At 64.9% G+C, this 22,585-nt stretch carries 18 protein-coding genes; 8 read left to right on the forward strand and 10 right to left on the reverse strand.

Going from position 1 to position 22,585, the window contains the following annotated elements; all coding sequences use genetic code 11:
- Nucleotides 1-8: 8 nt before the first annotated feature.
- Entirely contained in the window at nt 9-1,019 is a 1,011-nt protein-coding gene (locus CH275_RS03910) for a 1-phosphofructokinase family hexose kinase (protein WP_094675230.1), read from the reverse strand.
- Entirely contained in the window at nt 1,016-1,783 is a 768-nt protein-coding gene (locus tag CH275_RS03915; RefSeq protein ID WP_094675232.1) for a DeoR/GlpR family DNA-binding transcription regulator, read from the reverse strand. Before CH275_RS03915 ends, CH275_RS03910 begins: the two co-directional genes overlap by 4 nt.
- Before the next feature lie 187 nt (nt 1,784-1,970).
- On the opposite strand from CH275_RS03915, the gene ptsP reads away from it, so the two are divergent.
- The 3 genes from ptsP (at nt 1,971) to CH275_RS03930 (ending at nt 6,286) form a co-directional block, all read left to right on the forward strand.
- A complete protein-coding gene (ptsP, locus tag CH275_RS03920) occupies nt 1,971-3,701 on the forward strand; it encodes a phosphoenolpyruvate--protein phosphotransferase (RefSeq protein ID WP_256990844.1) in 1,731 nt (576 codons plus the stop codon).
- 20 nt (nt 3,702-3,721) lie between these two features.
- Nucleotides 3,722-4,993 carry a uracil-xanthine permease family protein gene (locus CH275_RS03925; RefSeq protein ID WP_179275957.1) on the forward strand — a complete coding sequence of 424 codons (1,272 nt, stop codon included), beginning with the start codon at nt 3,722-3,724 and terminating at the stop codon, nt 4,991-4,993.
- A 150-nt stretch (nt 4,994-5,143) separates the two neighbouring features.
- On the forward strand, nt 5,144-6,286 hold the full coding sequence (locus CH275_RS03930; protein WP_094675449.1) for an acyl-CoA dehydrogenase family protein: 1,143 nt from the start codon (nt 5,144-5,146) through the stop codon (nt 6,284-6,286).
- A gap of 74 nt (nt 6,287-6,360) precedes the next feature.
- Here the strand turns inward: CH275_RS03930 and lexA are convergent, their stop codons facing one another.
- Nucleotides 6,361-7,038, reverse strand: a complete 678-nt coding sequence (gene lexA, locus CH275_RS03935) for a transcriptional repressor LexA (RefSeq protein WP_094675451.1) — start codon at nt 7,036-7,038, stop codon at nt 6,361-6,363.
- Nucleotides 7,039-7,380: 342 nt separating this feature from the next.
- On the opposite strand from lexA, the gene CH275_RS03940 reads away from it, so the two are divergent.
- Nucleotides 7,381-7,776 carry a hypothetical protein gene (locus CH275_RS03940; RefSeq protein ID WP_094675236.1) on the forward strand — a complete coding sequence of 132 codons (396 nt, stop codon included), beginning with the start codon at nt 7,381-7,383 and terminating at the stop codon, nt 7,774-7,776.
- A gap of 100 nt (nt 7,777-7,876) precedes the next feature.
- Nucleotides 7,877-8,341, forward strand: coding sequence for a transcriptional regulator NrdR (gene nrdR / locus CH275_RS03945; RefSeq protein ID WP_008716872.1), 465 nt, complete (start codon nt 7,877-7,879; stop codon nt 8,339-8,341).
- Between the two features lie 12 nt (nt 8,342-8,353).
- Here the strand turns inward: nrdR and hrpA are convergent, their stop codons facing one another.
- A complete protein-coding gene (hrpA, locus tag CH275_RS03950; RefSeq protein ID WP_094675238.1) occupies nt 8,354-12,250 on the reverse strand; it encodes an ATP-dependent RNA helicase HrpA in 3,897 nt (1,298 codons plus the stop codon).
- A gap of 70 nt (nt 12,251-12,320) precedes the next feature.
- On the opposite strand from hrpA, the gene CH275_RS03955 reads away from it, so the two are divergent.
- Both CH275_RS03955 and CH275_RS03960 read left to right on the forward strand, forming a co-directional pair.
- Nucleotides 12,321-12,995, forward strand: a complete 675-nt coding sequence (locus CH275_RS03955; protein WP_094675240.1) for a Pr6Pr family membrane protein — start codon at nt 12,321-12,323, stop codon at nt 12,993-12,995.
- A gap of 3 nt (nt 12,996-12,998) precedes the next feature.
- A complete protein-coding gene (locus CH275_RS03960) occupies nt 12,999-14,258 on the forward strand; it encodes an aminotransferase family protein (RefSeq protein ID WP_094675242.1) in 1,260 nt (419 codons plus the stop codon).
- On the opposite strand, the gene CH275_RS03965 is transcribed toward CH275_RS03960, so the two are convergent.
- Nucleotides 14,242-14,472 carry a hypothetical protein gene (locus CH275_RS03965; RefSeq protein ID WP_094675244.1) on the reverse strand — a complete coding sequence of 77 codons (231 nt, stop codon included), beginning with the start codon at nt 14,470-14,472 and terminating at the stop codon, nt 14,242-14,244. The genes CH275_RS03960 and CH275_RS03965 overlap by 17 nt on opposite strands.
- Nucleotides 14,473-14,506: 34 nt before the next feature.
- Between CH275_RS03965 and CH275_RS03970 the strand changes: the two genes are divergently transcribed.
- Nucleotides 14,507-15,178 (forward strand): hypothetical protein, encoded by a 672-nt coding sequence (locus CH275_RS03970; protein ID WP_373453667.1) that lies wholly within the window; start codon nt 14,507-14,509, stop codon nt 15,176-15,178.
- Here the strand turns inward: CH275_RS03970 and CH275_RS03975 are convergent.
- The 5 genes from CH275_RS03975 to sthA form a co-directional block, all read right to left on the reverse strand.
- Nucleotides 15,168-15,842: a PhzF family phenazine biosynthesis protein gene (locus CH275_RS03975; RefSeq protein ID WP_094675248.1), complete on the reverse strand. Its 675-nt coding sequence runs from the start codon at nt 15,840-15,842 to the stop codon at nt 15,168-15,170. The two genes, CH275_RS03970 and CH275_RS03975, sit on opposite strands and share 11 nt — an antisense overlap.
- 64 nt (nt 15,843-15,906) lie before the next feature.
- Nucleotides 15,907-18,423 carry a DEAD/DEAH box helicase gene (locus tag CH275_RS03980; protein ID WP_094675250.1) on the reverse strand — a complete coding sequence of 839 codons (2,517 nt, stop codon included), beginning with the start codon at nt 18,421-18,423 and terminating at the stop codon, nt 15,907-15,909.
- A 70-nt stretch (nt 18,424-18,493) separates the two neighbouring features.
- Nucleotides 18,494-19,534 (reverse strand): alpha/beta fold hydrolase, encoded by a 1,041-nt coding sequence (locus CH275_RS03985; RefSeq protein WP_094675252.1) that lies wholly within the window; start codon nt 19,532-19,534, stop codon nt 18,494-18,496.
- Nucleotides 19,535-19,777: 243 nt separating this feature from the next.
- A complete protein-coding gene (locus tag CH275_RS03990; RefSeq protein WP_094675254.1) occupies nt 19,778-20,722 on the reverse strand; it encodes a proteasome assembly chaperone family protein in 945 nt (314 codons plus the stop codon).
- A gap of 185 nt (nt 20,723-20,907) precedes the next feature.
- Nucleotides 20,908-22,323: a Si-specific NAD(P)(+) transhydrogenase gene (gene sthA, locus CH275_RS03995; RefSeq protein ID WP_094675256.1), complete on the reverse strand. Its 1,416-nt coding sequence runs from the start codon at nt 22,321-22,323 to the stop codon at nt 20,908-20,910.
- Between the last annotated feature and the right edge of the window lie 262 nt (nt 22,324-22,585).

Consider the following 22,585-nt stretch of genomic DNA (forward strand, 5'->3'; position numbering starts at 1 on the left):
GCAGACTCCTAGAGACGGTTCGACGAAGGGGAGAGCGTGGACGGGCTGACGGGCGTGGAGATGTCGAGCGCACGGACCGTCACCGAATTCGGGTGGGTCTGCTCGGGCAGGGGAAGCGTGGTGCCTGGTAGTGCGGTGGCTGCCGTTCCGTAGGCGACGGCTCGGCGGAGTTTGTCTGCTTCGGAGCAGTTCTCGGCATCGGCGAGGATGTAGCCGGCGAGCGACGAATCGCCTGCGCCGACGGTGCTGACCGCGGTGATCGGGGGCGGACTGGCGTACCAGGACCCGTCCTCGGTCACCAACACGGCCCCGGCACTACCGAGGGTTGCCAGTACCGCGCCGACGCCTCGGCCGAGAAGAATGGTGCTGGCGGCGATTGCGGCAGTGGGGTCACCCTGTGCCGCAGCGCTTTCCAGCTCCTCGGAATCGTAGCCGGTCAGTTGGGCAAGTTCCTCGGAATTGGGTTTCATCAGGTCCGGAGCCGATGCCGGGAACGCTGCCGCGAGAGCAAGCAGCGGCTCGTCGGACGTGTCGACCGCGACCTTCGCAGAGGTGGCCCGCAGTGCGGTGACGAGTTCGGCGTACCAGTCGACGGGGAGGCCCGGCGGAAGAGAGCCCGACAGGACCACCCATTCGGCATCGACTGCGAGAGTGAGGATTCGCTCGCGCAGCTCTGCGCGGGTCTGCTCCGACACCGTCGCGCCCGGCTCGTTGATCTTGGTGGTGGTGCCACCGATCTCGCTGACCGTGATGTTGGTTCGGGCCGGCCCCGACGTCGGAACTGCCGAGAAGCGCACACCTTTCGCGGCCATCGCGTCGAGCAGGGGGTCTCCGGCATTGGCCGGGAGTACCGCCATCGCTTCGACTCCCGATCCGCCGAGCACGCGAGCAACGTTGACGCCCTTGCCTCCTGGGTCGGTGGACGACGTCGATGCGCGGTGTACGCCGCCGCGGACGAGTGGCGCGTCGAGGGTGACCGTGCGGTCCATGCTCGGGTTGGCCGTGAGTGTGACCATCATGCGATCACCACCTCGATTCCTTTGTCGCTGAGATTTTTTCGGTCGTTTGTCGAGATGTCGCTGTCGGTGACGATGACATCGATGGATCCCACTCGGGCGAAGCTCACCAGATGCTCGCGACCGATCTTCGACGAATCCGCCAGCACCACGACGTGGTTGGCGGCCTCCACCATGGCGCGCTTGACCGCTGCCTCGTCGCTGTCGGGCGTGGACAGACCGTGCCCGACGCTGATGGCATTGGTGCCGATGAAGGCGACGTCCACCCGGAGCCATTCGAGCGCGCTCAGTGCTTCGTCGCCGACGGCTGCCTGGGTGGTCCCGCGCACCCGCCCGCCGAGCAGTCGAAGACTGACACTCGACATGGTCGCGGCGCGAGCGGCGATCGGCACCGAGTTGGTCACCAACGTCAGTTCGCGATCATGGGGAAGCAGACCGGCGAGTCGTCCCGTGGTGGTTCCGGCGTCGAACACGGCGCTACCGCCGATGGGAGGGAGGAAGGACAAGGCGGCGGCGGCGATCGCGTCCTTCTGATCGGCGCGGGTGAATTCGCGCTCCGAGACGCCGGGCTCGAGTGTGGTCAGCGCCGATGCGGGTACTGCTCCACCGTGGACGCGGCGCACGACTCCCATGCGATCGAGGGTGGCGAGGTCGCGACGCACGGTTTCCGTCGTGACGCCGTAGGTGGCAGACAGATCGTTGACGGAGACGCGGCCGTGGGTGCTGATCAGTTCTGCGATGGCGTGCTGTCGTTCTTCTGCGTACACCTGCGTCTCCTTCCTTGTTGATGTTGCTTTATGTTGTTTTACGCCCGTGTGTGTTGACATGTCAAGGGTTTGGAGTAATCTCGGTCACAACACCGGCAAGCAATCGGCTCCGCCACAGCTCGCCGAACAGTACGAAGACACGAACAGTACGAAGACCTTTGTTCACGCAGGATCCGAGGAGGACCACATGACGGGATCGGTTAGCACCGCTTCGACCGGACATACCGACACGACAGTCGATGCAGCCGGAACCGGAGCAGCGCAGACCACGCTGCACGGCACGCCCGTCGTGCCCGGCGTCGGATACGGCCGAGTGATCCGCCCCGGTGCCCGCCCAGCCATCCCTGCCGATACCGGTGAGGTGACCGAGGCCGATCGGGACTCCGAGAAGGAGATCTTCGACGCCGCGGCGAACATGGTGGCGACCCGCTTGCGCGGCCGCGCCGAGCTCGCGACCGGAGCCGCCTCCGAGGTGCTGTCGGCCAACGCGGCGATGGCAGCAGACCGCGGTTGGCTCGGAGCCGCACGCTCCTCGATCGCCAAGGGCAGTTCTGCGGTCACCGCCACCGCCGCGGCCACCGAGAAGTTCGCCGCCATGTTCACCCAGCTCGGCGGGTTGATGGCCGAGCGAGTGACGGACCTGCGCGACATCCGTGATCGCGTCATCGCCGAGATCCTCGGAGTTCCGGAGCCCGGTGTCCCCGTGCCGGACGAGCCGTCGGTGCTGTTCGCCGACGACCTCGCGCCAGCCGACACAGCTGGCCTCGACCCCACCTTGATCGTCGGACTGGCGACCTCGCTCGGAGGTCCGACCAGCCACACCGCGATCATCGCCCGCCAGCTCGGCATCCCGTGCATCGTCGCCGTGGCGGGCCTCGACGACATCGCCGCGGGTACCCGTGCGTCGGTCGACGGAACCAGCGGCCGCATCGAACTCGAACCCGACGCCGACTCGGCCCGCGCTGCGGTGGTCTCCGCCCGCGACGAGCTCGACCGAGTATCCCAGTGGGTCGGCCCCGGTACCACTGCCGACGGCCACGCAGTCGACATCCTCGCCAACGTCCAGGACGGAGCCGGTGCTCGCGCAGCGCGGTCCAGTGCAGCGGACGGCGTCGGACTGTTTCGCACCGAACTGTGCTTCCTGGACCGTGATTCCGAACCGACCGTCGACGAGCAGGCCGAGATCTACGCACAGGTGCTCGACGCCTTCGCAGGCAAGAAGGTCGTCGTACGGACCCTCGACGCCGGCTCGGACAAGCCCCTGCGCTTCGCCAACCATCCCGACGAGGCCAATCCGGCCCTGGGTATTCGTGGTATCCGCATCGCGGAGGCCGACCGCGGGATTCTGTATCGCCAACTGGACGGCATCGCCGCAGCAGCGAAGGCAACCGATTCCTCCCCGTGGGTGATGGCTCCGATGATCGCGACCGCGCTGGAGGCGAAGGACTTCGCCGCGGACGTCCGTGAACGAGGACTGACGCCCGGCGTCATGATCGAGGTACCCGCGGCTGCGTTGCTCGCCGAACACATTCTCGAGCACGTGGACTTCCTGTCCATCGGAACCAACGATCTGGCCCAGTACACGATGGCCGCCGACCGCATGTCCGCTCAGCTCGCCGGACTGACCGATCCGTGGCAGCCGGCCGTGCTGGCACTGGTGGCCCACACCGCTGCCGCGGGTGCCAAGGCCGGCAAGCCGGTCGGCGTCTGCGGTGAGGCCGCTGCCGATCCACTGCTCGCCTGTGTGCTGGTCGGCCTCGGCATCACCTCTCTGTCGGCCGCCTCGGCCGCCGTCGCGCACGTGGGTTCCAAATTGGCGACGGTCACGCTCGATCAGTGCAAGGCTGCCGCAGCAGCCGCCTTGAAGACCGACAGCACCGCTGCTGCCCGTGAGGCAGTGAGCGCGATCCTCGGCTGACGCAATAGTCTTTTCCCATCATGAGAAATCTGGGTTGGACGCTGCACGGAAACGGAAGAACCGTCGAGGCCGGTGCGGTGGTGGCACCGGACGAGCGGTTGTCGTGGCCGCGCACCATCGGCATCGGGATGCAGCACGTCGTAGCCATGTTCGGTGCCACACTGCTGGTTCCGACGATCACCGGCTTTCCGGTGTCGACGACATTGCTGTTCTCGGGCATCGGAACGGCACTGTTCCTGATCATCACCCGAGGTCGGGTGCCGAGCTATCTCGGGTCGTCCTTCGCATTCCTGGCTCCGCTCGGTGCCACCCAGGCCGACGGCCCGGCCGCGCAGCTCGGTGCCGTCCTGTGCGTCGGCGTCGTGCTCGCGGTCATCGGTGTCGTCGTCAAGATCGCCGGGCGGCGTGTGCTCGACGCGGCGATGCCACCCGTGGTGACCGGCGCGGTCGTCGTGTTGATCGGGCTCAATCTGGCCCCGGCCGCGACAACGTCGTTCGAGGCGCAGCCCTTGATCGCCGCAGTCACGCTGGTGGCCATTCTGTTGGCCACCGCCGTCGGGCCCGGACTTCTGGGCCGGCTCGGAATTCTGCTCGGTGTCGTCGTGGGCTGGGTGTTCGCGGCCGTCACCGGTGGAATCGCTCAACCACGGCTCGACGCTCTGAGCGCGGCGAGCTGGATCGGTCTGCCCGAGTTCCGCGGACCGTCGTTCGAGCTGTCGGTGATCCTGGTGGCGCTACCGGTGGTGATCGTCCTCGTTGCCGAAAACGTCGGACACGTGAAAGCCGTTGCTGCCATGACCGGGAAGAATCTCGACGACGTGGCCGGGGACGCGTTGATCGCCGACGGGCTGGCGACCACCCTGGCCGGAGCGGCTGGTGGCTCGGGCACCACCACGTATGCAGAGAACATCGGGGTCATGGCCGCCACTCGCGTCTATTCGACGGCCGCGTACTGGGTCGCGGCCTGCACCGCGATCGTGCTGGCGTTCTCGCCCAAGTTCGGTGCCCTGATCTTCACCGTCCCCGATGGCGTCATCGGCGGAGCGACCCTGGTTCTGTACGGACTCATCGGGCTTCTGGGCGTTCGTATTTGGACCGACGCCAAGGTGGACTTCGCGGATCCGGTCAACCTGATCGTCGTCGCCGCGGCACTCGTCGCGGGCATAGGCGACCTCACGCTGTCGGTCGGGTCGGTCGAACTCGGCGGTATCGCATGGGGTTCGCTCGGCATCCTTGTCGGCTATCCGATCGTCTCGGCGCTCGCGAAAAGCGCCGCCAACCGGCGGACCTAGGCGGGGGCGGTCACGGATCGCGCACGTTTTGGTCATCGACCTCTGCTGCACCCCGAACGTACTGTTGGATCGTGACGTCAGTCGTACCGACGACCGCGAATGACACCGTTCACAGGTCGACGTCGGTATGCACCGAACAAGGAGATCTGCGTGGAACGCACACTTTTCGAGCCCGAGCACGAGCTGTTCCGGGAGTCGTACCGGAAGTTTCTCGAACAGCACGTAGCCCCCAATCACGCGAAGTGGGAAGAGCAGAACATCGTCGACCGCGGCGTCTGGGTCGAGGCCGGTAAGCAGGGCTTCCTCGGAACTGCAGCGCCCGAGGAATTCGGCGGCGGCGGAGTCAAGGACTTCCGCTACAACGCCATCGTCACCGAGGAGACCACCCGCGGCGGCTACAGCGGCATCGGGTTCACCCTGCACAACGACGTCGTCGCGCCGTACCTCATCGAACTGGCCAACGACGAGCAGAAAGCCCGCTGGCTACCCGGATTCTGCTCCGGCGAGCTGATCACCGCGATCGCGATGACCGAGCCGGGTACGGGTAGTGACCTGCAGGGCATCAAGACCAAGGCCGTACGTGACGGCGACGACTGGGTCCTCAACGGCTCGAAGACGTTCATCACCAACGGAATCAACGCCGATCTGGTGATCGTCGTAGCGTGTACCGACCCCGAGAAGGGCGCACAGGGCTTCAGCCTGCTGGTCGTCGAGCGTGACATGCCCGGTTTCGAGCGTGGCCGCAATCTCGACAAGATCGGCATGAAGGCCCAGGACACAGCGGAACTCAGCTTCACCGACGTTCGTGTGCCCGCGGCCAACCTGCTCGGCGAAGAAGGCATGGGCTTCATCTACCTCATGCAGAACCTTCCTCAGGAACGGCTCTCGATCGCCGTCGTCGCTGCCGCAGCGATGGAATCGGCGTTGGACATGACCATCCAGTACTGCCGCGATCGCAAGGCCTTCGGCAAGTCGATCGGCAAGTTCCAGAACACCCGATTCGTGTTGGCGGAGTTGGCCACCGAGACCACTGCCACCCGAATCATGGTGGACAAGTTCATCGAACTGCTCAACGCGGGCACGTTGACCGTTCAGGAAGCCGCGATGGCGAAGTGGTGGACCACCGAGAATCAGGTCAAACTGATCGACCGATGCCTGCAGCTGCACGGCGGCTACGGCTACATGAAGGAATATCCGATCGCCAAGGCGTACATGGACTCTCGCGTCCAAACCATCTACGGCGGCACAACCGAAATCATGAAGGAGATCATCGGCCGCGGATTGAATCTGTGATCCGCTGATCCAAGAACGCGAAGGGCCGCAGCACATGTGCTGCGGCCCTTCGCGTGTCGGTACGGTAGCGATCGCTACAGCTTGCGCATCACGGTGACGACCTTGCCGAGGATGGCCGCGTTGTTACCCGGAATCGGCTCGAACAGTGGGTTGTGCGGCAGCAGCCACACCTCGCCCTTGGACCGCTTGAACGTCTTGACGGTGGCCTCGCCGTCGATCATCGCCGCCACGATGTCTCCGTTGTCGGCCACGGACTGCTGACGAACCACGACCCAGTCACCGTCGCAGATCGCCGCGTCGATCATCGATTCACCGACGACTTTGAGCAGGAACAGCGAACCCTGACCGACCAACTCGCGGGGGAGCGGGAAGACATCCTCGACGGCTTCCTCGGCCAGGATCGGGCCACCGGCGGCGATCCTTCCCAGAACCGGCACGAACGTCGGAGTCGGCAACCTGTCCTGTTCATCGGACGAACCGTCCACCGCGGCAGCCGCCTGATCGGCCTGCACCTCGTCGAGTCCGCGCACGTCGACCGCCCGGGGGCGGTTCGCATCGCGTCGAAGGAAGCCCTTGCGTTCGAGGGTGCGGAGCTGATGAGCAACCGAGGACGTCGACGTCAGCCCGACGGCGTCGCCGATCTCTCGAATGCTGGGCGGATACCCGCGCTCGGTGACCGAGGCCCTGATGACCTCGAGGACCTTTCGCTGCCGCTCCGTGAGCCCCGCACTGATGTCGGTGCCGACCTCCATGGCCTTGGATGTCGGTTCCGCGGCCGGCTTGCCCGCTGCCGCCTTCGTGGAACGCGTGGTCGACCTCGTCGAGGTCTCGTCCTTCATGCTGTCGGCCTCCTGCTGGTGTCCTGGATCCGGTCTACGTGGTGACTCTGCGCGGACTGGAGTTGATGGTGTCGACTCGTGTGGCGTGTGGTTTCTGACACGAATCTAGCGTGTATCAGCTGTTGAATCAAACATCTGTTCGACTCGTGTCGCGTTTTCTGCAGACTTTGTCGGAGGCTCGTGATAGAACTTCGAACAAGCGTCCATCGAACGCCTGATCGAACAATCGATCCAACGAGCGAAGACGAGGTTCCGATGACCATCATCACCGATCGCCCCACCGCTTCAGGCGTCCGTACCCGGTCCAGCGTCGTCGAGCGTCGTCGCCGGGCCCGCCCGGCCGTGCGGACCTCCATTCGGACCGGTCGTGTGCAGACATCTCCTTGCCTGCCGGTTCTCGACCAGGCCTGGACCGACGTCACCGACCGCGAGCTCGCCGATCGCGACTTCGACGAGACCTCCGCGCACTTCGCGAGTCAGCCGATTCGGATGCGCTCTCTGGTTCTGTGGGTGCTGGCCGTCATCGTCGTGGCCGGCGGTCTCATCGGTATCGCGAACCTTCGCGCCGCGGTGCCCGATACAGGGTCGCAGCCCGCCGGTGTGGTCGAGGTCCACGATGGCGCTGTCGTCGAGTACGCGCCCGGCAGATGACCACCGGCCCCATCGGGTGCGGAAAGACTGAGTATCCTCGACTGACTGCCCCGGCAAACGTGTATTTCGTCGGAGCATCGGCTACGACGGAGGCTCCTTCATGCATTGCCCGTTCTGCAGGCACCCCGACTCGCGCGTGGTCGACTCGCGTGAAATGGACGAGGGACAAGCAATTCGGCGTCGTCGCTCCTGCCCGGAATGTGGTCGTCGCTTCACCACTGTCGAGGCCGCAGTGCTGGCCGTCGTGAAACGCAGTGGCGTCACCGAACCGTTCAGCCGAGAGAAGGTCGTCAAGGGAGTCCGACGCGCCTGCCAGGGCAGAGATGTCGACAACGACGCGTTGAATCTCTTGGCTCAGCAGGTGGAGGATGCGATCCGCGCCGCCGGTTCGGCCGAGATCCCCAGCAACGAGGTGGGGTTGGCGATCCTCGGTCCGCTTCGGGATCTGGACGAGGTCGCGTATCTACGATTTGCGTCCGTCTACCGCTCGTTCAGCTCCGCCGAGGACTTCGAGAAAGAAATCCACGAACTGCGCAAGCACCGCGAGTCCGCGGATATCGACTGACAGTCCCGCCCATCATCGACTCTGGTCCGAGATCGCCTTCTCGATGCGCTTTTCCGACACCGGGTACGCAGTGCGAATGCCCTGCGCGAACAGGCCGACGCGCAACTCCTCGATCATCCAGAACAGTTCCTGAACCCCGGAACTGTTCTTTCTGCTCTCCGGGAGCGAATCCAACAGTCGCCCGTACGACGCGTACACCCGATCGAGTACATCCATCGCAGCCGCGTCCCGGCCGGCGCTGCTCGGCAGCGTGGCCAAACGCTTGGTCGCCGCAGCGAGGTAGCGCGGCAGGTCTGCCAGCCTGCGAGAACCGAACTCGGTGACGAACCCGCGAAAGATCAAGCCGTCGAGCTGTTCCCGAACATCGTCGGCGGGCTCACCCGAGGACACCTGTAGCTGCGCCGACAATGCGAGAGCTGCCGTCAGCACGGGTCGCACCAGGCCCAACACCGCGGCAGTGCGCTGTGGAACCTCGGCGTTGACCAGTGCCCTCAACTTCTCGAAGGCATCCGGATCTCGGACAGGTCCACCGTGCGCATCCATGGCCTCTTCTACCGCGAGTACTCGGCATTCCTCGAGGAGCGCATCGACGCCGCCGTACGGATTCTGGCCGAGCGCAAGGCGTTCCGCAGTGGGCAGACCGGCCAGTAGGGCCTTGGTGCCCTTCGGTGCCGTCGACAACAGCAGAGTCCGGGTTCCCGAGCGCATTGCTGCGCGCTGCTGGGCCGGGGTGCTCAGAACTCGAACCGCAACGCCCGGTCCTTCCGGTACCAACGCCGGGTATCCGGTGACCTTCTGTCCGCCCACCTCGCGGGTGACGGTCGACTCCAATCGGCCCAGAGTGCCCGAGGTCCACGCGAGAGTAGGTGCGCGCTCCGCGTCACCGACCGCGCTCGCGACCTGACGACCGACCTCACCGGACAGGGAGGTGCGAAGTGCGGTCAGATCCTTGTTGCTACCCAACACCTTTCCGGCCGGGTCGACGGCCGCGAAGGTCATCCTCAAGTGCTCGGGCAGCGCCGCGGCGTCGAAGTCCTTTGCGGTGATGTGACACTGAGCAGCCCGTGACAGCTCGCGCGACAACGCCGTGACCAGAGTCTCCGAACGAGGCTTCATCACCGCCAATGCCGCAGCAGCGAAGTCCGGTGCAGGAACGACATTGCGCCGCAGCGCTTTCGGTAGCGTCTTGATCAGTGCCGTCACCAGCTCGGCGCGCATCCCCGGAACCAGCCAGTCGAAGCCGACCGGCTGTACCTGAGCGAGCAGCGCAATGGGAATGCGTGCGGTGACTCCGTCGGCGGCCGTGCCCGGCTCGAACTGGTAGGTCAGCGGAAACTGGATCTCGCCCTGTCTCCATGCGTCGGGATAGGCCCCGGTGAGGACCGACGCCGCATCGGAGTTGACGACCGTGTCGGTGGTGAAGTCGAGAAGTGCCGGATCCTGCCTGCGGGCCTTCTTCCACCAGGTGTCGAAGTGCCGCGCCGACACCGCTTCCGGGGCGACGCGTGCGTCGTAGAAGTCGAACAGAGCGTCGTCGTCGACGACGATGTCCCGTCGCCGGGCACGGTGTTCGAGTTCGCCGACGTCGTCGAGGAGTGCCCTGTTCTTGTGGAAGAACGCGTGTTGGGTCTTCCATTCACCCTCCACGAGGGCATGTCTGATGAACAGCTCCCGTGACGCCTCGGGGTCGATGCGGTGGTAGTTCACCGGGCGCTGCGTCACCAACGGGATTCCGTACAGCGTCACACGTTCGTAGGCCATCGCCGATTCGCGCTTGATCGACCAGTGCGGTTCCGAATACGTCCGCTTCACCAGGTGTGGTGCAAGTCGTTCGGCCCATTCGGGTTCGATGCGAGCGGCCATGCGGCCCCACAAGCGTCCGGTCTCCACCAGTTCCGCTGCCATCACCCAGCGCGGGGGCTTCTTGAACAGGCCGGATCCAGGAAAGATCGCGAAATGTGCTCCGCGTGCACCGAGGAACTCGCGCTTGTCACCTTCGCGGAGTCCGACGTGCGAGAGCAGTCCGGACAACAGTGATTGGTGAAGCGCAGTCTCGGTCGAGTCGGCATCGGGCACCGTCCAGCCGAGACCGCGAGTGATCTGACGGAGTTGGCCGTGCAGATCCTGCCACTCGCGAATCCGCAGGTAGTGCAGAAACTCGGTGCGGCACATGCGTCGGAACTGGTTGGAGGACAACTCGTTCCGTCGCTCGCGCAGATACGTCCACAGCTTGACGTACGCGAGGAAGTCGGAATTCTCCACAGCGAAACGCGCGTGCTTTTCGTCCGCTGCCTGCTGATGCTCGGCAGGTCGTTCCCGAACGTCCTGGATGGACAGGGCCGCCACGACCACCAATGCGTCGCGCAGCGACCCGTTGCCGTTGGCCTCGACGAGCATGCGCGCCATCCGGGGATCGACCGGCAGTGCCGAGAGTTCCCGGCCGATGGGGGTGAGCTCTGCGGTGCCGTCCTTGGTGGCCGGCTTCAACGCTCCGAGTTCTTCGAGGAGTCCGATCCCGTCTCGGATGCTGCGCGGGTCCGGCGGTTCGACGAAGGGGAACGCGTCGATCTTGCCCAGTCCGAGGGCGGTCATCTGCAGGATCACCGACGCCAGGTTGGTACGCAGGATCTCCGGCTCGGTGAACTGTGGCCGCGACTCGAAATCCTCTTCGGAGTACAACCGGATGCAGATGCCGTCGGCGACGCGGCCGCAGCGCCCGGCCCGCTGCCTCGCCGATGCCTGGGAAATCGGTTCGATGGGCAGACGCTGCACCTTGGTGCGCAACGAGTACCGCGAGATGCGGGCGGTGCCGGGATCGACCACGTAGCGAATGCCCGGGACGGTCAACGATGTCTCCGCGACGTTCGTCGAGAGGACCACCCGTCGGCCGGAGTGCGGTGAGAACACTCGATGCTGTTCGGCGGCAGAAAGTCTCGCGTACAGGGGCACGATCTCGGTGTTTCGAAGGTTCCGGTCGTTCAGTGCGTCGGCGGTGTCGCGAATCTCGCGTTCACCGGACAGGAAGACCAGGATGTCGCCGTCGCCCTCGGCCATCAGTTCGTCGACCGCCTGGCAGGTCGCGTCGACGGGGTCCAGATCGATCGTGGTGTCTCCGGCATCGACAGTCAGTGGCCGATAGCGCATTTCGACCGGGAACGTGCGGCCCGAGACCTCGATGATCGGCGCGGGCACGCCGTCTCGCGCGAAATGCCGGGCGAACCGTTCGGGATCGATCGTCGCCGAGGTGATGATGATCTTCAGATCGGGTCGTCGGGGGAGTAGCTGAGCGAGGTAACCGAGGATGAAGTCGATGTTGAGGCTGCGTTCGTGGGCCTCGTCGATGATCAGTGTGTCGTACTGCCGCAGCAGTCGGTCACGCTGGATCTCCGCCAGCAGGATGCCGTCGGTCATCAACTTCACCAGTGTCGAATCCGAGGACTGGTCGGTGAATCTCACCTTGTAGCCGATGGATTCGCCGAGCGGCTCGCCCACCTCCTCGGCGATGCGCTCGGCCACCGTGCGGGCGGCGAGCCGGCGCGGTTGGGTGTGGCCGATCGACCCTCGAATTCCGCGGCCCAGTTCGAGAGCGATCTTGGGAATCTGTGTGGTCTTACCGGACCCGGTTTCGCCGGCGACGATCACGACCTGGTGCTCGGCGATGGCGGCTGCGATGTCGTTCTTGCGAAGACTGACCGGAAGCGCCTCGGGGAATTCCAGCTTCGGGACCGATGCTCTGCGATGGGCGACGACGGCTTCCGCGCGGGCGACATCGCGTTCGAGCGCGGCCAACGCGTCATCGGTGCGGGCCTTGTCCAGTCGCCGCCGCAGCCGGTTCTCGTCGCGGATGGTGACGTCTGTCAGACGCGTGGCGAGAGATTTTCGCTGACCGGACGGATTCGAGTTAGACATACTCACTCCAGGATATCCGTATCGCCGCAACCATCGTGAATGCCGGCCGCGACTGTGCCAGGATCGCCGCATGAGCATCTCGCGCGATGTCACTGCCGAGCCACGCACGCCGGCACCGATCAGGACAGTGCGGGTGCTGTTCGCGGCGCTCACCGCCGCGGCGCTCGTCTCGATCGTCCTGGACGGACTGGAATCGCCGACGTTCTCGTTGGCCAATTACTTCAGTTACTTCACCGTGATCAGCAACGTACTGACGGTGCTCGTCCTCACGATCGGAGGGGTGATCGATCCGCGATCGGCGCGATGGCAGCTCTTCCGCGGTGCAGTGACGCTCTACATGGTCATCACCGGGATCATCTACGCGGTGCTACTCGCGAACATCGACGTGGGTGTCGCGGATCCGTGGACCAACAACGTGGTGCATCGCATCATGCCCGTGGTCCTTCTGCTCGACTGGATCCTCGCTCCACCGCGGCGGCAGATGTCCGAGTCGCGCAGTCTTACGTGGTTGCTGTTCCCCCTGATCTACGGGATCTACAGCCTGGTCCGTGGGCCTGTTGTCGATTGGTATCCCTACCCGTTTCTCGATCCGCGCGAGCAGGGCTATCTCACCCTGACTGTCGGGCTTGTCGTGCTGACCGTCGCGTTTGCGCTGATGGCACTGGCCGTCAATGCCGTCGGCCGGCTCGCGGGACGGTGGAGGTACGGATCGGACTCCACCCAGCGGGACTCCACTACTGTGTAGCGCATGTCTTCCGACCTGGATCCAGCCGCCACCACACACTCCTCCGCGCTGTGGCACGGCTTCGCCGACATGGGCAGTGTCACCGCCAACGGGCCGTTCGTCGTTTCGCGAGGCGAGGGCGCGTACATCTTCGACAACAAGGGAACGAAGTATCTCGACGCGACCGCCGGATTGTGGTTCACCAACGTCGGCCACGGCCGTCGAGAGATCGCCGACGCCGTTGCCACACAGCTGAGCTCGATTGCCCACTACTCGAACTTCGGCGATTTCGTTCCCGAGACCACCCTGGCATTGGCCGACCGTCTCGCCGCCATCGCGCCGGTGCCCGGTAGCAAGATCTTCTTCACCTCGGGCGGATCGGACTCCATCGACACCGCTGCGAAACTCGCGCGCCGCTACTGGGTCGAAATGGGACAACCGTCCAAGAAGATGATCGTGGGTCGGCAGAAGGCCTACCACGGCATGCACGTTGCCGGGACCGCCCTGGCAGGCATCCCCGTGAACAAGGAGAACTACGGCGAACTGATGCCCGACGCCAGGACGGTGGCGTGGGACGACGCGAAATCTCTTCTCGCGCTGATCGAGGAGGTCGGAGCAGAGAATGTCGCGGCATTCTTCTGCGAGCCGGTGATCGGGGCGGGCGGAATCTATCTGCCGCCGGAAGGCTACCTGCGCGAGGTCCGGCAGATCTGCCGCGACAACGACGTGCTCTTCGTCGCCGACGAGGTCGTCACCGGATTCGGACGCATCGGCGGTAGCTGGTTCGCGTCGACCCGCTTCGAGCTCGAACCCGACCTCATGACGACCGCCAAGGGCCTGACGTCCGGATACGTGCCCATGGGGGCCGTGTTCATCGCTCCCAAGATCGCCGAGCCGTTCTTCGCGGGCGGGGTGTGGTGGCGACACGGGTACACCTACGGAGGACACGCAGGCGCGGCCGCTGCTGCGATGGCCAACCTCGACATCATCGAGCGCGAGGAACTGTTGACGCACTCCGAGCGCATCGAGGCTTCATTGCACACCCACCTCGCGCCGTTGGCCGACCACGAGCGGGTCTCGGAAATCCGCAGCGGCATCGGCGCTGTCGCCGCGGTTCAGCTCGCCGATCCGGCCGAGGCTCTACCGTTCGTGAAAACGCTTCGAGCTCATGGCGTTTCGGGCCGTGCGGCCGGGCAGGGTGCGATGCAGATCTCGCCGGCATTCGTCATGACGGACGCCGAGATCGAGGAGTTGGCCTCTCGAATCCTCAGTGCGCTCGGCTGAACCGGAGTTTCCTCAGTAGCTGCTTCCCGCGCGAGAGCGGGGGAGCAGCTACCGGTTCCGGCTCGGCGGAGATCGCCGCGAACCGCTGATGCAGCCGATCGCGCACTTCCTCGGGCGCATAGGCGCGCCGTTTGCGCTCGGACCGCACCACCAATGCTCCGGTTGCCGCGACACCGGCCATCCCGGCGAGGCCGAGAGCCTTCCACACGTTCATTCGGCAACCGTACCGTCACGAGGTGCAGTTGCCGATGGACCCAAGACCTAGGGTGAGAGGCATGAACCCGTCTCGCATCAGCCTCGATACCGCAGTCGATGCCACCAGAACGGGCGACATCTGGATCTTCCGCGGAGAGTCGACGGCCGATCGTGCAATTCAGGCTCTGACCAACAGCCCGGTCAACCACGTCGGAATGGCCGTCGTGATCGACGAGCTGCCGCCGCTGATGTGGCACGCAGAACTGGGAAAGTCGTTGCAGGACATGTGGACCGGCAACTTTCAGCGCGGAGTCCAGCTGCACGATCTGCGCGCGGCCGTGACCCAGTGGGCCACGAAGTACCAACAGCGTTGCTGGTTGCGGCAATTGGACGACACCGTCACGAAGGATCAGGAAGACGCATTGCTACGGACGATAGCCCGCATGGACGGAACGGCGTTTCCCACCACTGCTGCGCTCGCCGGGCGCTGGTTCCGAGGGCGAGTGCCGACGATGCACCGCCGCGAGCAGCAGGGGGCCGCCCTCGAAACCGCCTACTGCGCAGAGGTGGTCGCCATGACCTACGACTCGATGGGGCTGCTCACCGGCAACAAGAAGGCCAATTGGTTCGACCCCGGCAAGTTCTGGAGCGGCGACCGTCTTCCACTGGCCCCTGGCGTCCGGCTGGGGGCAGAAATCGAAGTGGACGTGCCGCTCACGCCTTGATCGACGCGTCGGGCACGGTGCGTCCGCCCAGTTCCACCCAGCCGTCGTCGTCGATCGTGGTGCGCAACTGCGAGCCTGCTCCCTGCACGATGTGGAGACCGCGGCCGAGGTCCCCGGTGAGCCGAACGGCGGCGGCACCGGTCGCCTCGTCCTCGGCAATGCCCATCATGGGTGCGAACATGCGCGATCGCAGCGCCCCGTGCTCCTCGTCGGTCCAGGCCCAGACGTAGTGGTGCCCGGTGTCGTAGGCACTCGGGACGGCCGCCGCCACCTCGTCGGCGTCGTGGACCTGATGGAACGCGAAGACCGGAGCCCACTCGGAGCGGGCGCGAACCCAGGTGTCGTCGCCGTCGTAGCGGATGCGCAGCGTCGCGGCGGGAACGGTGAGGGTCCGCACCGGATGCCCCTGCTCGCGGAGCCACCACGACAGTCCGACCGTGGGATGTCCGGCGAACGGAAGCTCCACTGCGGGGGTGTGGATGGTGGCCGAGGCGGTGCCCGGCTCGGTGCGCTCGACGAATACCGTCTCGCTGAAGCCGAGTTCAGCGGCGAACTGTTGTCTGTCGTTCTCCGAGACGGCGTCGGCGGAGACGATCCCGAGAGCATTTCCGAACGCGCCGCTGGGATCGGTGAACACTCGGACGACGGATACCTCGACAGTCATGCCGGGACGATACCAAGCGTCGAGTGAGGGCCCTCCGAGATGCGCGGCGACCGCGCAGTCGATCTCAGCCGGCCGTGATCACGATCTCGTCGAACACGATCTCACCGGCTGCGTCCGACTCGGCCACGTCCACGACCGCGTCGAGCGACCACCCGTGGTCCCCGTCCGGATCCTCGAGCACCTGACGCACGGTCGTGGACTCGGCACCCACGTTCAGGGTGAATAGTGCAGGCCCGCGAGCCGAGGGACCGGTGCCGATCTCGTCGTACTCGGCGAAGAACGGTTCGAGTTCGGTTTCCCAGTCCGGGCCGTCGTCGAGTTCGTCGAGTGCGTTCCACTGACGACGCGCCGCGAGATCGACTCGACGGAAGATCGCGTTGCGAGCCAGGACTCGGAACGCCCTGGGGTTGGCCGAGATCGGCCGCGGCACATCGGACCCGTATGCCTCGACCAGGGCCTCGGGCTCCGCACCGGGGTCGGTCAGATTCTCCCACTCGTCGAGCAGACTCGAATCGACCTGCCGGACGAGTTCTCCGAGCCACTCGGTGATGTCCTGAACCTCTTCGGTACGAGACTCCGGCGGGACCGTCTGTCGCAGCGTCCGGTAGGCGTCGGCGAGATACCGCAGCACCAGACCCTCCGAGCGCATCAGTCCGTAGTGGCTGATCAGCTCGGCGAAGGTCATCGCACGCTCGACCATGTCGCGTACCACGGACTTGGGGGAGAGGCCGATCTCGGAGAGCCACGGGTGGGTACCGCGATAGATCTCGAACGCCGGAACCAGCAGCTCGGCAAGAGGTTTCGGCCAGGTCACCTCCTCGAGCAACTCCATTCTCTCGTCGTACTCGATGCCGTCGGCCTTCATCTGCGAGACCGCCTCGCCGCGTGCGGCGTGCTGCTGGGCCATGAGGATCTGGCGCGGGTCGTCGAGTGTGGATTCGATGATCGACACCACATCGAGTGCGTGGGTGGGGGATTCGGCGTCGAGCAGATCGAACGAGGCGACCGCGAACGTCGACAGAGGCTGGTTGAGTGCGAAATCCGGTTGCAGATCCACTGTCAGCCGGGCGTGACGGCCCTCGGCATCGGGCTCGGACAGTTGCTCGACGATGCCCGCATCGACCAGACCACGGTAGAGGGAGAGTGCGCGCAGGATGTGTTTGCGTTGAGCGGGCCGGGTCTCGTGATTGTCCTCGAGCAAGTGACGCATGGCGTGGAAGCAATTGCCGGGCCGCGCAATGACATTGAGCAGCATGGCGTTGCTCACCGAGAACCGGGACGTCAGTGGCTCGGGGCTCGCGGCGATGATCCTCTCGAACGTCGGCTCACCCCACGAGACGAAGCCGTCGGGTGCCTTCTTGCGTTGCACGCGCTTGAGCTTCTTCGGATCGTCGCCCGCCTTGGCCACCAGACGCGCGTTCTCGATGTCGTGTTCGGGGGCCTCGACCACGACTGTGCCGAGGGTGTCGTAGCCGGCCCGTCCCGCACGACCGGCGATCTGATGGAACTCGCGGGCCCGGAGCTTGCGGGTTCTGATGCCGTCGTACTTGGTGAGCCCGGTGAACAGCACGGTGCGAATCGGGACGTTGATACCCACACCGAGGGTGTCGGTTCCGCAGATGACCTTGAGCAGGCCGTCCTGCGCCAGCTTCTCCACCAACCGTCGGTACTTGGGCAGCATGCCGGCGTGGTGCACGCCGATTCCGTGCCGAACCAACCTCGACAGGGTCTTGCCGAAGCCGGTGGTGAAGCGGAAGTTGCCGATGGCCTCGGCTATCTCTGCCTTCTCCTGCTTGGACGCGACGTTGACGCTCGTCAACGCCTGCGCGCGTTCCAGAGCCGAAGCCTGAGTGAAATGCACGACGTACACCGGCGCAAGGTGCGTTTCCACCAGTTCTTCGATGGTCTCGCCGATCGGAGTGGTGACATACGAGAACATCAGCGGAACCGGACGCTCGGTGCCCGAGACGACCGTGGTGGTGCGTCCGGTGCGGCGGGTCAGATCGTCACGAAAGAACGAGACGTCGCCCAGGGTCGCCGACATCAACAGGAACTGGGCGTGCGGCAGCTCGATCAACGGGACCTGCCAGGCCCATCCTCGATCGGGCTCGGAGTAGTAGTGGAACTCGTCCATGATCACCTGGCCGATGTCCGAGCCGGCACCCTGACGCAGGGCGAGGTTCGCCACGATCTCGGCGGTGGCACAGATGATCGGGGCACCGGAATTGACCGACGCGTCCCCGGTCATCATGCCGACGTTCTGGGCGCCGAAGATCTCGCACAGGGCAAAGAACTTCTCGCTGACGAGTGCCTTGATCGGCGCGGTGTAGAAACTGCGAATGCCTGCGGCCATGGCGGCGTAATGGGCACCGATGGCGACCATGGACTTACCCGAACCCGTCGGCGTCGCGAGAATGACGTTGGAGCCGGAGACGAGCTCGATGAGAGCTTCCTCCTGGGCGGGATACAGCGTCAGCCCGCGGTCGGCTGTCCAGGTGGTGAAGGTGTCGAACAGGACGTCCGGGTCCACGCCATCGGATCTATCGGCGGTGACATCGGGAATCAGTTCGGTGAGAAGCACCTCTACAGGCTATGTGGGATCAGCAGCCGATCTCGCATCGACACCGAGCGTTCGCAATCGAGTCGACGCCTCAGGTAGCGCTTCGTTCGTCCGAGCCCATGGCCCCGAGCACAGCCATTCGGGTGCTGGCACTTCCGGTGATCATGTCCTCGCCCACGCCGGTGATGAGCAGATTCCGCCACCGCACCTCGTCGAACGTCAGCGACGGCGTCGAATCGATGAAGTCCTCCACGACCTGCAGGAAGCGCATCGGATCATCGCGGAACGGGAAGTGTCCCGAGTTCTCGAACACCTCCAGTTTCGAACCGGGCATGGCCGAGTGGGCAAGGCGGGCATGGCTGACCGGAATGACGGAGTCCTGGTCACCCCAGACGAGCAGTACGGGCAGGTTCTCGGTGAGATAACAGCGGTCCAACATCGTGACCACCTGACCACGCCAGTCCACTACGGCTCGCAGGGTGCGCAGGTAGGCCTCGTACGTCGTCGGTGCCGGAAGCTCGCTCAACACCCGAATGAGATCCGGGGTGTCGTGCAGCAGTGAACCGGGCCGCAGCGGTGAGCTGTGCAGCTTGCTGAGCACACCGCCGGCCAGCTTGACGGCAGGGATGGCACCCGGCAGACGGAGCAGCTTGACTGCTTCGCTCAGAAACGGCATCGAGGCGAGCCGCAGAATGGGATGCACGTCCTTGGTGACACCACCCGAGGACACCAGCGCCAACCTGTCGACCATGTTGGGGAACTGATAAGCGAACTGCATTGCGACGCCGCCACCGAGCGAGTGACCGACGACGGTGACGTGTTCGATGCCGAGCACCGAGAGCAGATCACGCATCCCGTTCGCGTACGCGGCAACGGAATAGTCCGCGCGCGGCTTGTCCGAACGGCCGTGCCCGAGAAGATCGGGTGCAATGACGGTGTAGTTCTTCGCGAGGTGTGGAATGACCTCGTTCCACGTCTCGGAGTTGTCGCCGATTCCGTGGATCAGCAACACCACCGGACCCTCGCCGGCCATGCGAAACGCCCGCCGATATCCGTGGATGGTCCGGAAGATCAGCCGGGGTTCTTCGTCGGGAACCGGGCGGAGCTTGCGACTGCGCGGATTGGTCGCCATCTGCGCCTCCTGAAGGTCCCTGGTGCGCCGCAGCCGGCAGCGCAGTACGGCGTCGCCGTGTACGAGTGTGTAGCAACACGTACCGGAGTACGTGTTGGTACGACTCTTGCACGAGATGCCGCTGCGAGCACAACATCGAGCGTATTTGCGGTTACAGGTATGTTTCGATCCGCTCCTGCTGTCCGATATGACCGCCTGGTCGACTCGAGACTGTGACCACTCACACTGTTGCGGGGCGCTGCCTTACTGCGTGTTCTCGCCGTCGCCCTCGTCGAGGCCCGCCTGCTCGGCCAGGAAACGCTCGAATTCGGCACCGAGCTCGTCTCCGCTCGGCAACGGCTCGTCGGCGGCCAGCAGCGTCGACTGTTGCTCCTGGGCGGCGACGTACGTGTCGTACTGACGCTCGAGCGCCTGCACCACCGACTGCACCTCTTCGTTTCCGGTGATGTGCTCGTTCACCTGTTCCCGCACTCGCGCCGCCGCCTCGCCCAGCGCTGCCAGTGGCAGATCCAGCTCGGCGGCCTCGCTGACGTTCTCGAGCAACGTCTCGGCTGCTCCGGGATAGTCCGTCTGCGCGAGGTAGTGCGGAACGTGCACCGAGAAGCCCATGGACTCGTGGCCGTGCTGAGCCATCCGCAGCTCGAGCAGCGAGGACGCGCTGCCGGGGACCTGTAGATCACCGGCCCAGCTGTTGCCCTCCTTGACCAGTTCCTTGTCGCTGGCGTGGGCCGTCACCCCGAGCGGGCGGGTGTGCGGGATGGCCATCGGGATGGAGCCGAGACCGATGGTGCGCCGAACTCCGAGCTGTTCGGCGAGCAACCGCACAGCGGTGGTGAACTTCTCCCACCGCAGATCGGGTTCCATGCCGGCCAGCAGTAGGAACGGGGTGCCGGACTTGTCCTTGACCGCGTACAGATTCAGCTCGGGAGCGTCGTAGTCCGAGAAGTGATCGGACTTGAACGTCATCGTGGGTCGGCGGGACCTGTAATCGATCAATTCGTCGACATCGAACGACGCAACCAGTTCGGATTCGAGGCTCTCACGCAGATGGGTCGTCGCCAGCTTCACTGCGTGGCCTGCGTCGGAGAATCCCTCCAGTCCGTGCACGAGGACGGGTCCGACACCGTCGTCGGAGAAGATTTGCGGTGCCGGAAATTCCAGCTCGTACATCTTCGACTGTTCGGTCATGGCCGGGCCCCTTTCGGATCGACTCGTCGGTACCTCGAAGCGATAGTCGGGTCAGAATACGCCGACCCTCGGCTCGCTCCGCGTACGCGCCGACGTCGAACGTGGCGATTCACTACTCGAAAGAACAACCCATGGGCCGTCGTTCATTCCCCGAGCAGTGGGAGGCTCCGCAATTCGATCGCTCGTCAGCGGTCGAAGTTCGCCAGCGCTCGGATCTTGTTGGTGACGTCCAGTGCGGCAACCTTGTAGGCCTCGGACAACGTCGGATAGTTGAACACCGCGTCGACGAGGTAGTCGACAGTGCCGCCGCACCCCATGACTGCCTGGCCGATATGCACCAGATCCGTCGCACCGGACCCGAAGATGTGTACACCGAGAATCGACCGGTCCGTGGTGGAGACGAGCAACTTCAGCATGCCGTACGAGTCGCCGGCGATCTGGCCGCGAGCCAGTTCGCGATACCTCGACACTCCCACTTCGTAGGGAATCGACCCCTTCGTCAGATCGACTTCGGTTGCCCCGACGTACGACACCTCGGGGATGGAGTAGATGCCGATGGGTTGAACGTCGGTCAGCTTCGCACTGGACTCGCCGAACGCGTGGTACGCCGCGAGTCTGCCCTGATCCATCGATGTCGCCGCCAGCGCAGGGAAACCGATGACATCGCCGACTGCGTAGATGTGATCGACCTTGGTCTGGAAGTGCTCGTCGACGAAGATGCGACCGCGCGCATCCGCCTCGAGGCCCGCGTTCTCGAGGTCGAGCGCCGTTGTCAGCCCCTGACGGCCGGCCGAGTACATCACCGTCTCCGCCGGTATGCGCTTGCCGCTCGCCAGTGTGGTCACCGTGCCGTTCTGGCCGACGTCCACCGCCGTCACCGCTTCCCCGAACCGAAACGTCACCGCAAGATCGCGAAGATGGAATTGCAGCGACTCGATGATCTCGCGATCGCAGAAGTCGAGCATCGAGTCGCGCTTCTCGACGACGGTGACCTTCGTTCCCAGGGCTGCGAACATCGAGGCGTACTCGATGCCGATCACACCTGCCCCGACGACCACCATCGACGACGGGATGAACTCGAGATTGAGAATTCCGTCGGAGTCGAGGACCCGGTAGTCGTCGAATGCGATGTCTGCGGGACGCGCGGGCGCGGTGCCGGTCGCGATCACCACGTTGGCGGCCTTGACCGTGATGCGTTCGCCCCGCATCTCGTCCTCGATCACGATGGTGTGCGCGTCGAGGAACTTGCCGACACCGGTGATCAGCTCGATGCGATTGCGGAGCAGTTGCGACCGGACCACCTCGATCTCCTTGCCGATGACATGTTGGGTTCGCGCCAACAGGTCGGCAGGAGTGATGTCGGCTTTCACCCGGTAGCTGGCCCCGTACAGCTCACGTTGGTTCATGCCAGTGAGGTACAGAACGGCCTCGCGCAGCGTCTTGGACGGAATGGTGCCGGTGTTGACACAGACTCCGCCGAGCATGTGGCCCTTCTCCACGATCGCCACTCGCTTGCCGAGCTTCGCGGCCGCGATGGCCGCCTTCTGGCCGCCGGGGCCGGAGCCGATGACCACCAGGTCGTACTCCATGGGTTCAGACATTCGTCATAGGTACCGCTCGTACGCAAAGACTGCGTGCCCAGCCGGTCACAACCTTGTGAACTCCACGGCTCGCTGCGCCGAACCCATGCGGATGTCGCCATCTGTCGATGCGTTGTGCGAGGCTGAACCGAGCACGCAACACACGATTTTCAGTGGAGGAACTCATGCCGCAGCAGGTCCGTGCCGTCGTCGCCAAGAGCAAGGGCGCACCCGTCTCCATCGAGACGATCACCATCCCCGATCCCGGCCCGAACGAGGTGAT

The sequence above is a fragment of the Rhodococcus sp. 06-235-1A genome, assembly GCF_002258785.1.
GTDB lineage: Bacteria > Actinomycetota > Actinomycetes > Mycobacteriales > Mycobacteriaceae > Rhodococcoides.

What these genes read in the sequence shown, in the direction of transcription:
- CH275_RS03910 (WP_094675230.1), bottom strand. Translation starts at nt 1,019, where the DNA reads ATGATGGTCACACTCACGGCCAACCCGAGCATGGACCGCACGGTCACC.
- ptsP (WP_256990844.1), top strand. Translation starts at nt 1,971, where the DNA reads ATGACGGGATCGGTTAGCACCGCTTCGACCGGACATACCGACACGACA.
- CH275_RS03925 (WP_179275957.1), top strand. Translation starts at nt 3,722, where the DNA reads ATGAGAAATCTGGGTTGGACGCTGCACGGAAACGGAAGAACCGTCGAG.
- lexA (WP_094675451.1), bottom strand. Translation starts at nt 7,038, where the DNA reads ATGGAGGTCGGCACCGACATCAGTGCGGGGCTCACGGAGCGGCAGCGA.
- CH275_RS03940 (WP_094675236.1), top strand. Translation starts at nt 7,381, where the DNA reads ATGACCATCATCACCGATCGCCCCACCGCTTCAGGCGTCCGTACCCGG.
- nrdR (WP_008716872.1), top strand. Translation starts at nt 7,877, where the DNA reads ATGCATTGCCCGTTCTGCAGGCACCCCGACTCGCGCGTGGTCGACTCG.
- hrpA (WP_094675238.1), bottom strand. Translation starts at nt 12,250, where the DNA reads ATGTCTAACTCGAATCCGTCCGGTCAGCGAAAATCTCTCGCCACGCGT.
- CH275_RS03955 (WP_094675240.1), top strand. Translation starts at nt 12,321, where the DNA reads ATGAGCATCTCGCGCGATGTCACTGCCGAGCCACGCACGCCGGCACCG.
- CH275_RS03960 (WP_094675242.1), top strand. Translation starts at nt 12,999, where the DNA reads ATGTCTTCCGACCTGGATCCAGCCGCCACCACACACTCCTCCGCGCTG.
- CH275_RS03965 (WP_094675244.1), bottom strand. Translation starts at nt 14,472, where the DNA reads ATGAACGTGTGGAAGGCTCTCGGCCTCGCCGGGATGGCCGGTGTCGCG.
- CH275_RS03970 (WP_373453667.1), top strand. Translation starts at nt 14,507, where the DNA reads ATGGACCCAAGACCTAGGGTGAGAGGCATGAACCCGTCTCGCATCAGC.
- CH275_RS03975 (WP_094675248.1), bottom strand. Translation starts at nt 15,842, where the DNA reads ATGACTGTCGAGGTATCCGTCGTCCGAGTGTTCACCGATCCCAGCGGC.
- CH275_RS03985 (WP_094675252.1), bottom strand. Translation starts at nt 19,534, where the DNA reads ATGGCGACCAATCCGCGCAGTCGCAAGCTCCGCCCGGTTCCCGACGAA.
- CH275_RS03990 (WP_094675254.1), bottom strand. Translation starts at nt 20,722, where the DNA reads ATGACCGAACAGTCGAAGATGTACGAGCTGGAATTTCCGGCACCGCAA.
- sthA (WP_094675256.1), bottom strand. Translation starts at nt 22,323, where the DNA reads ATGTCTGAACCCATGGAGTACGACCTGGTGGTCATCGGCTCCGGCCCC.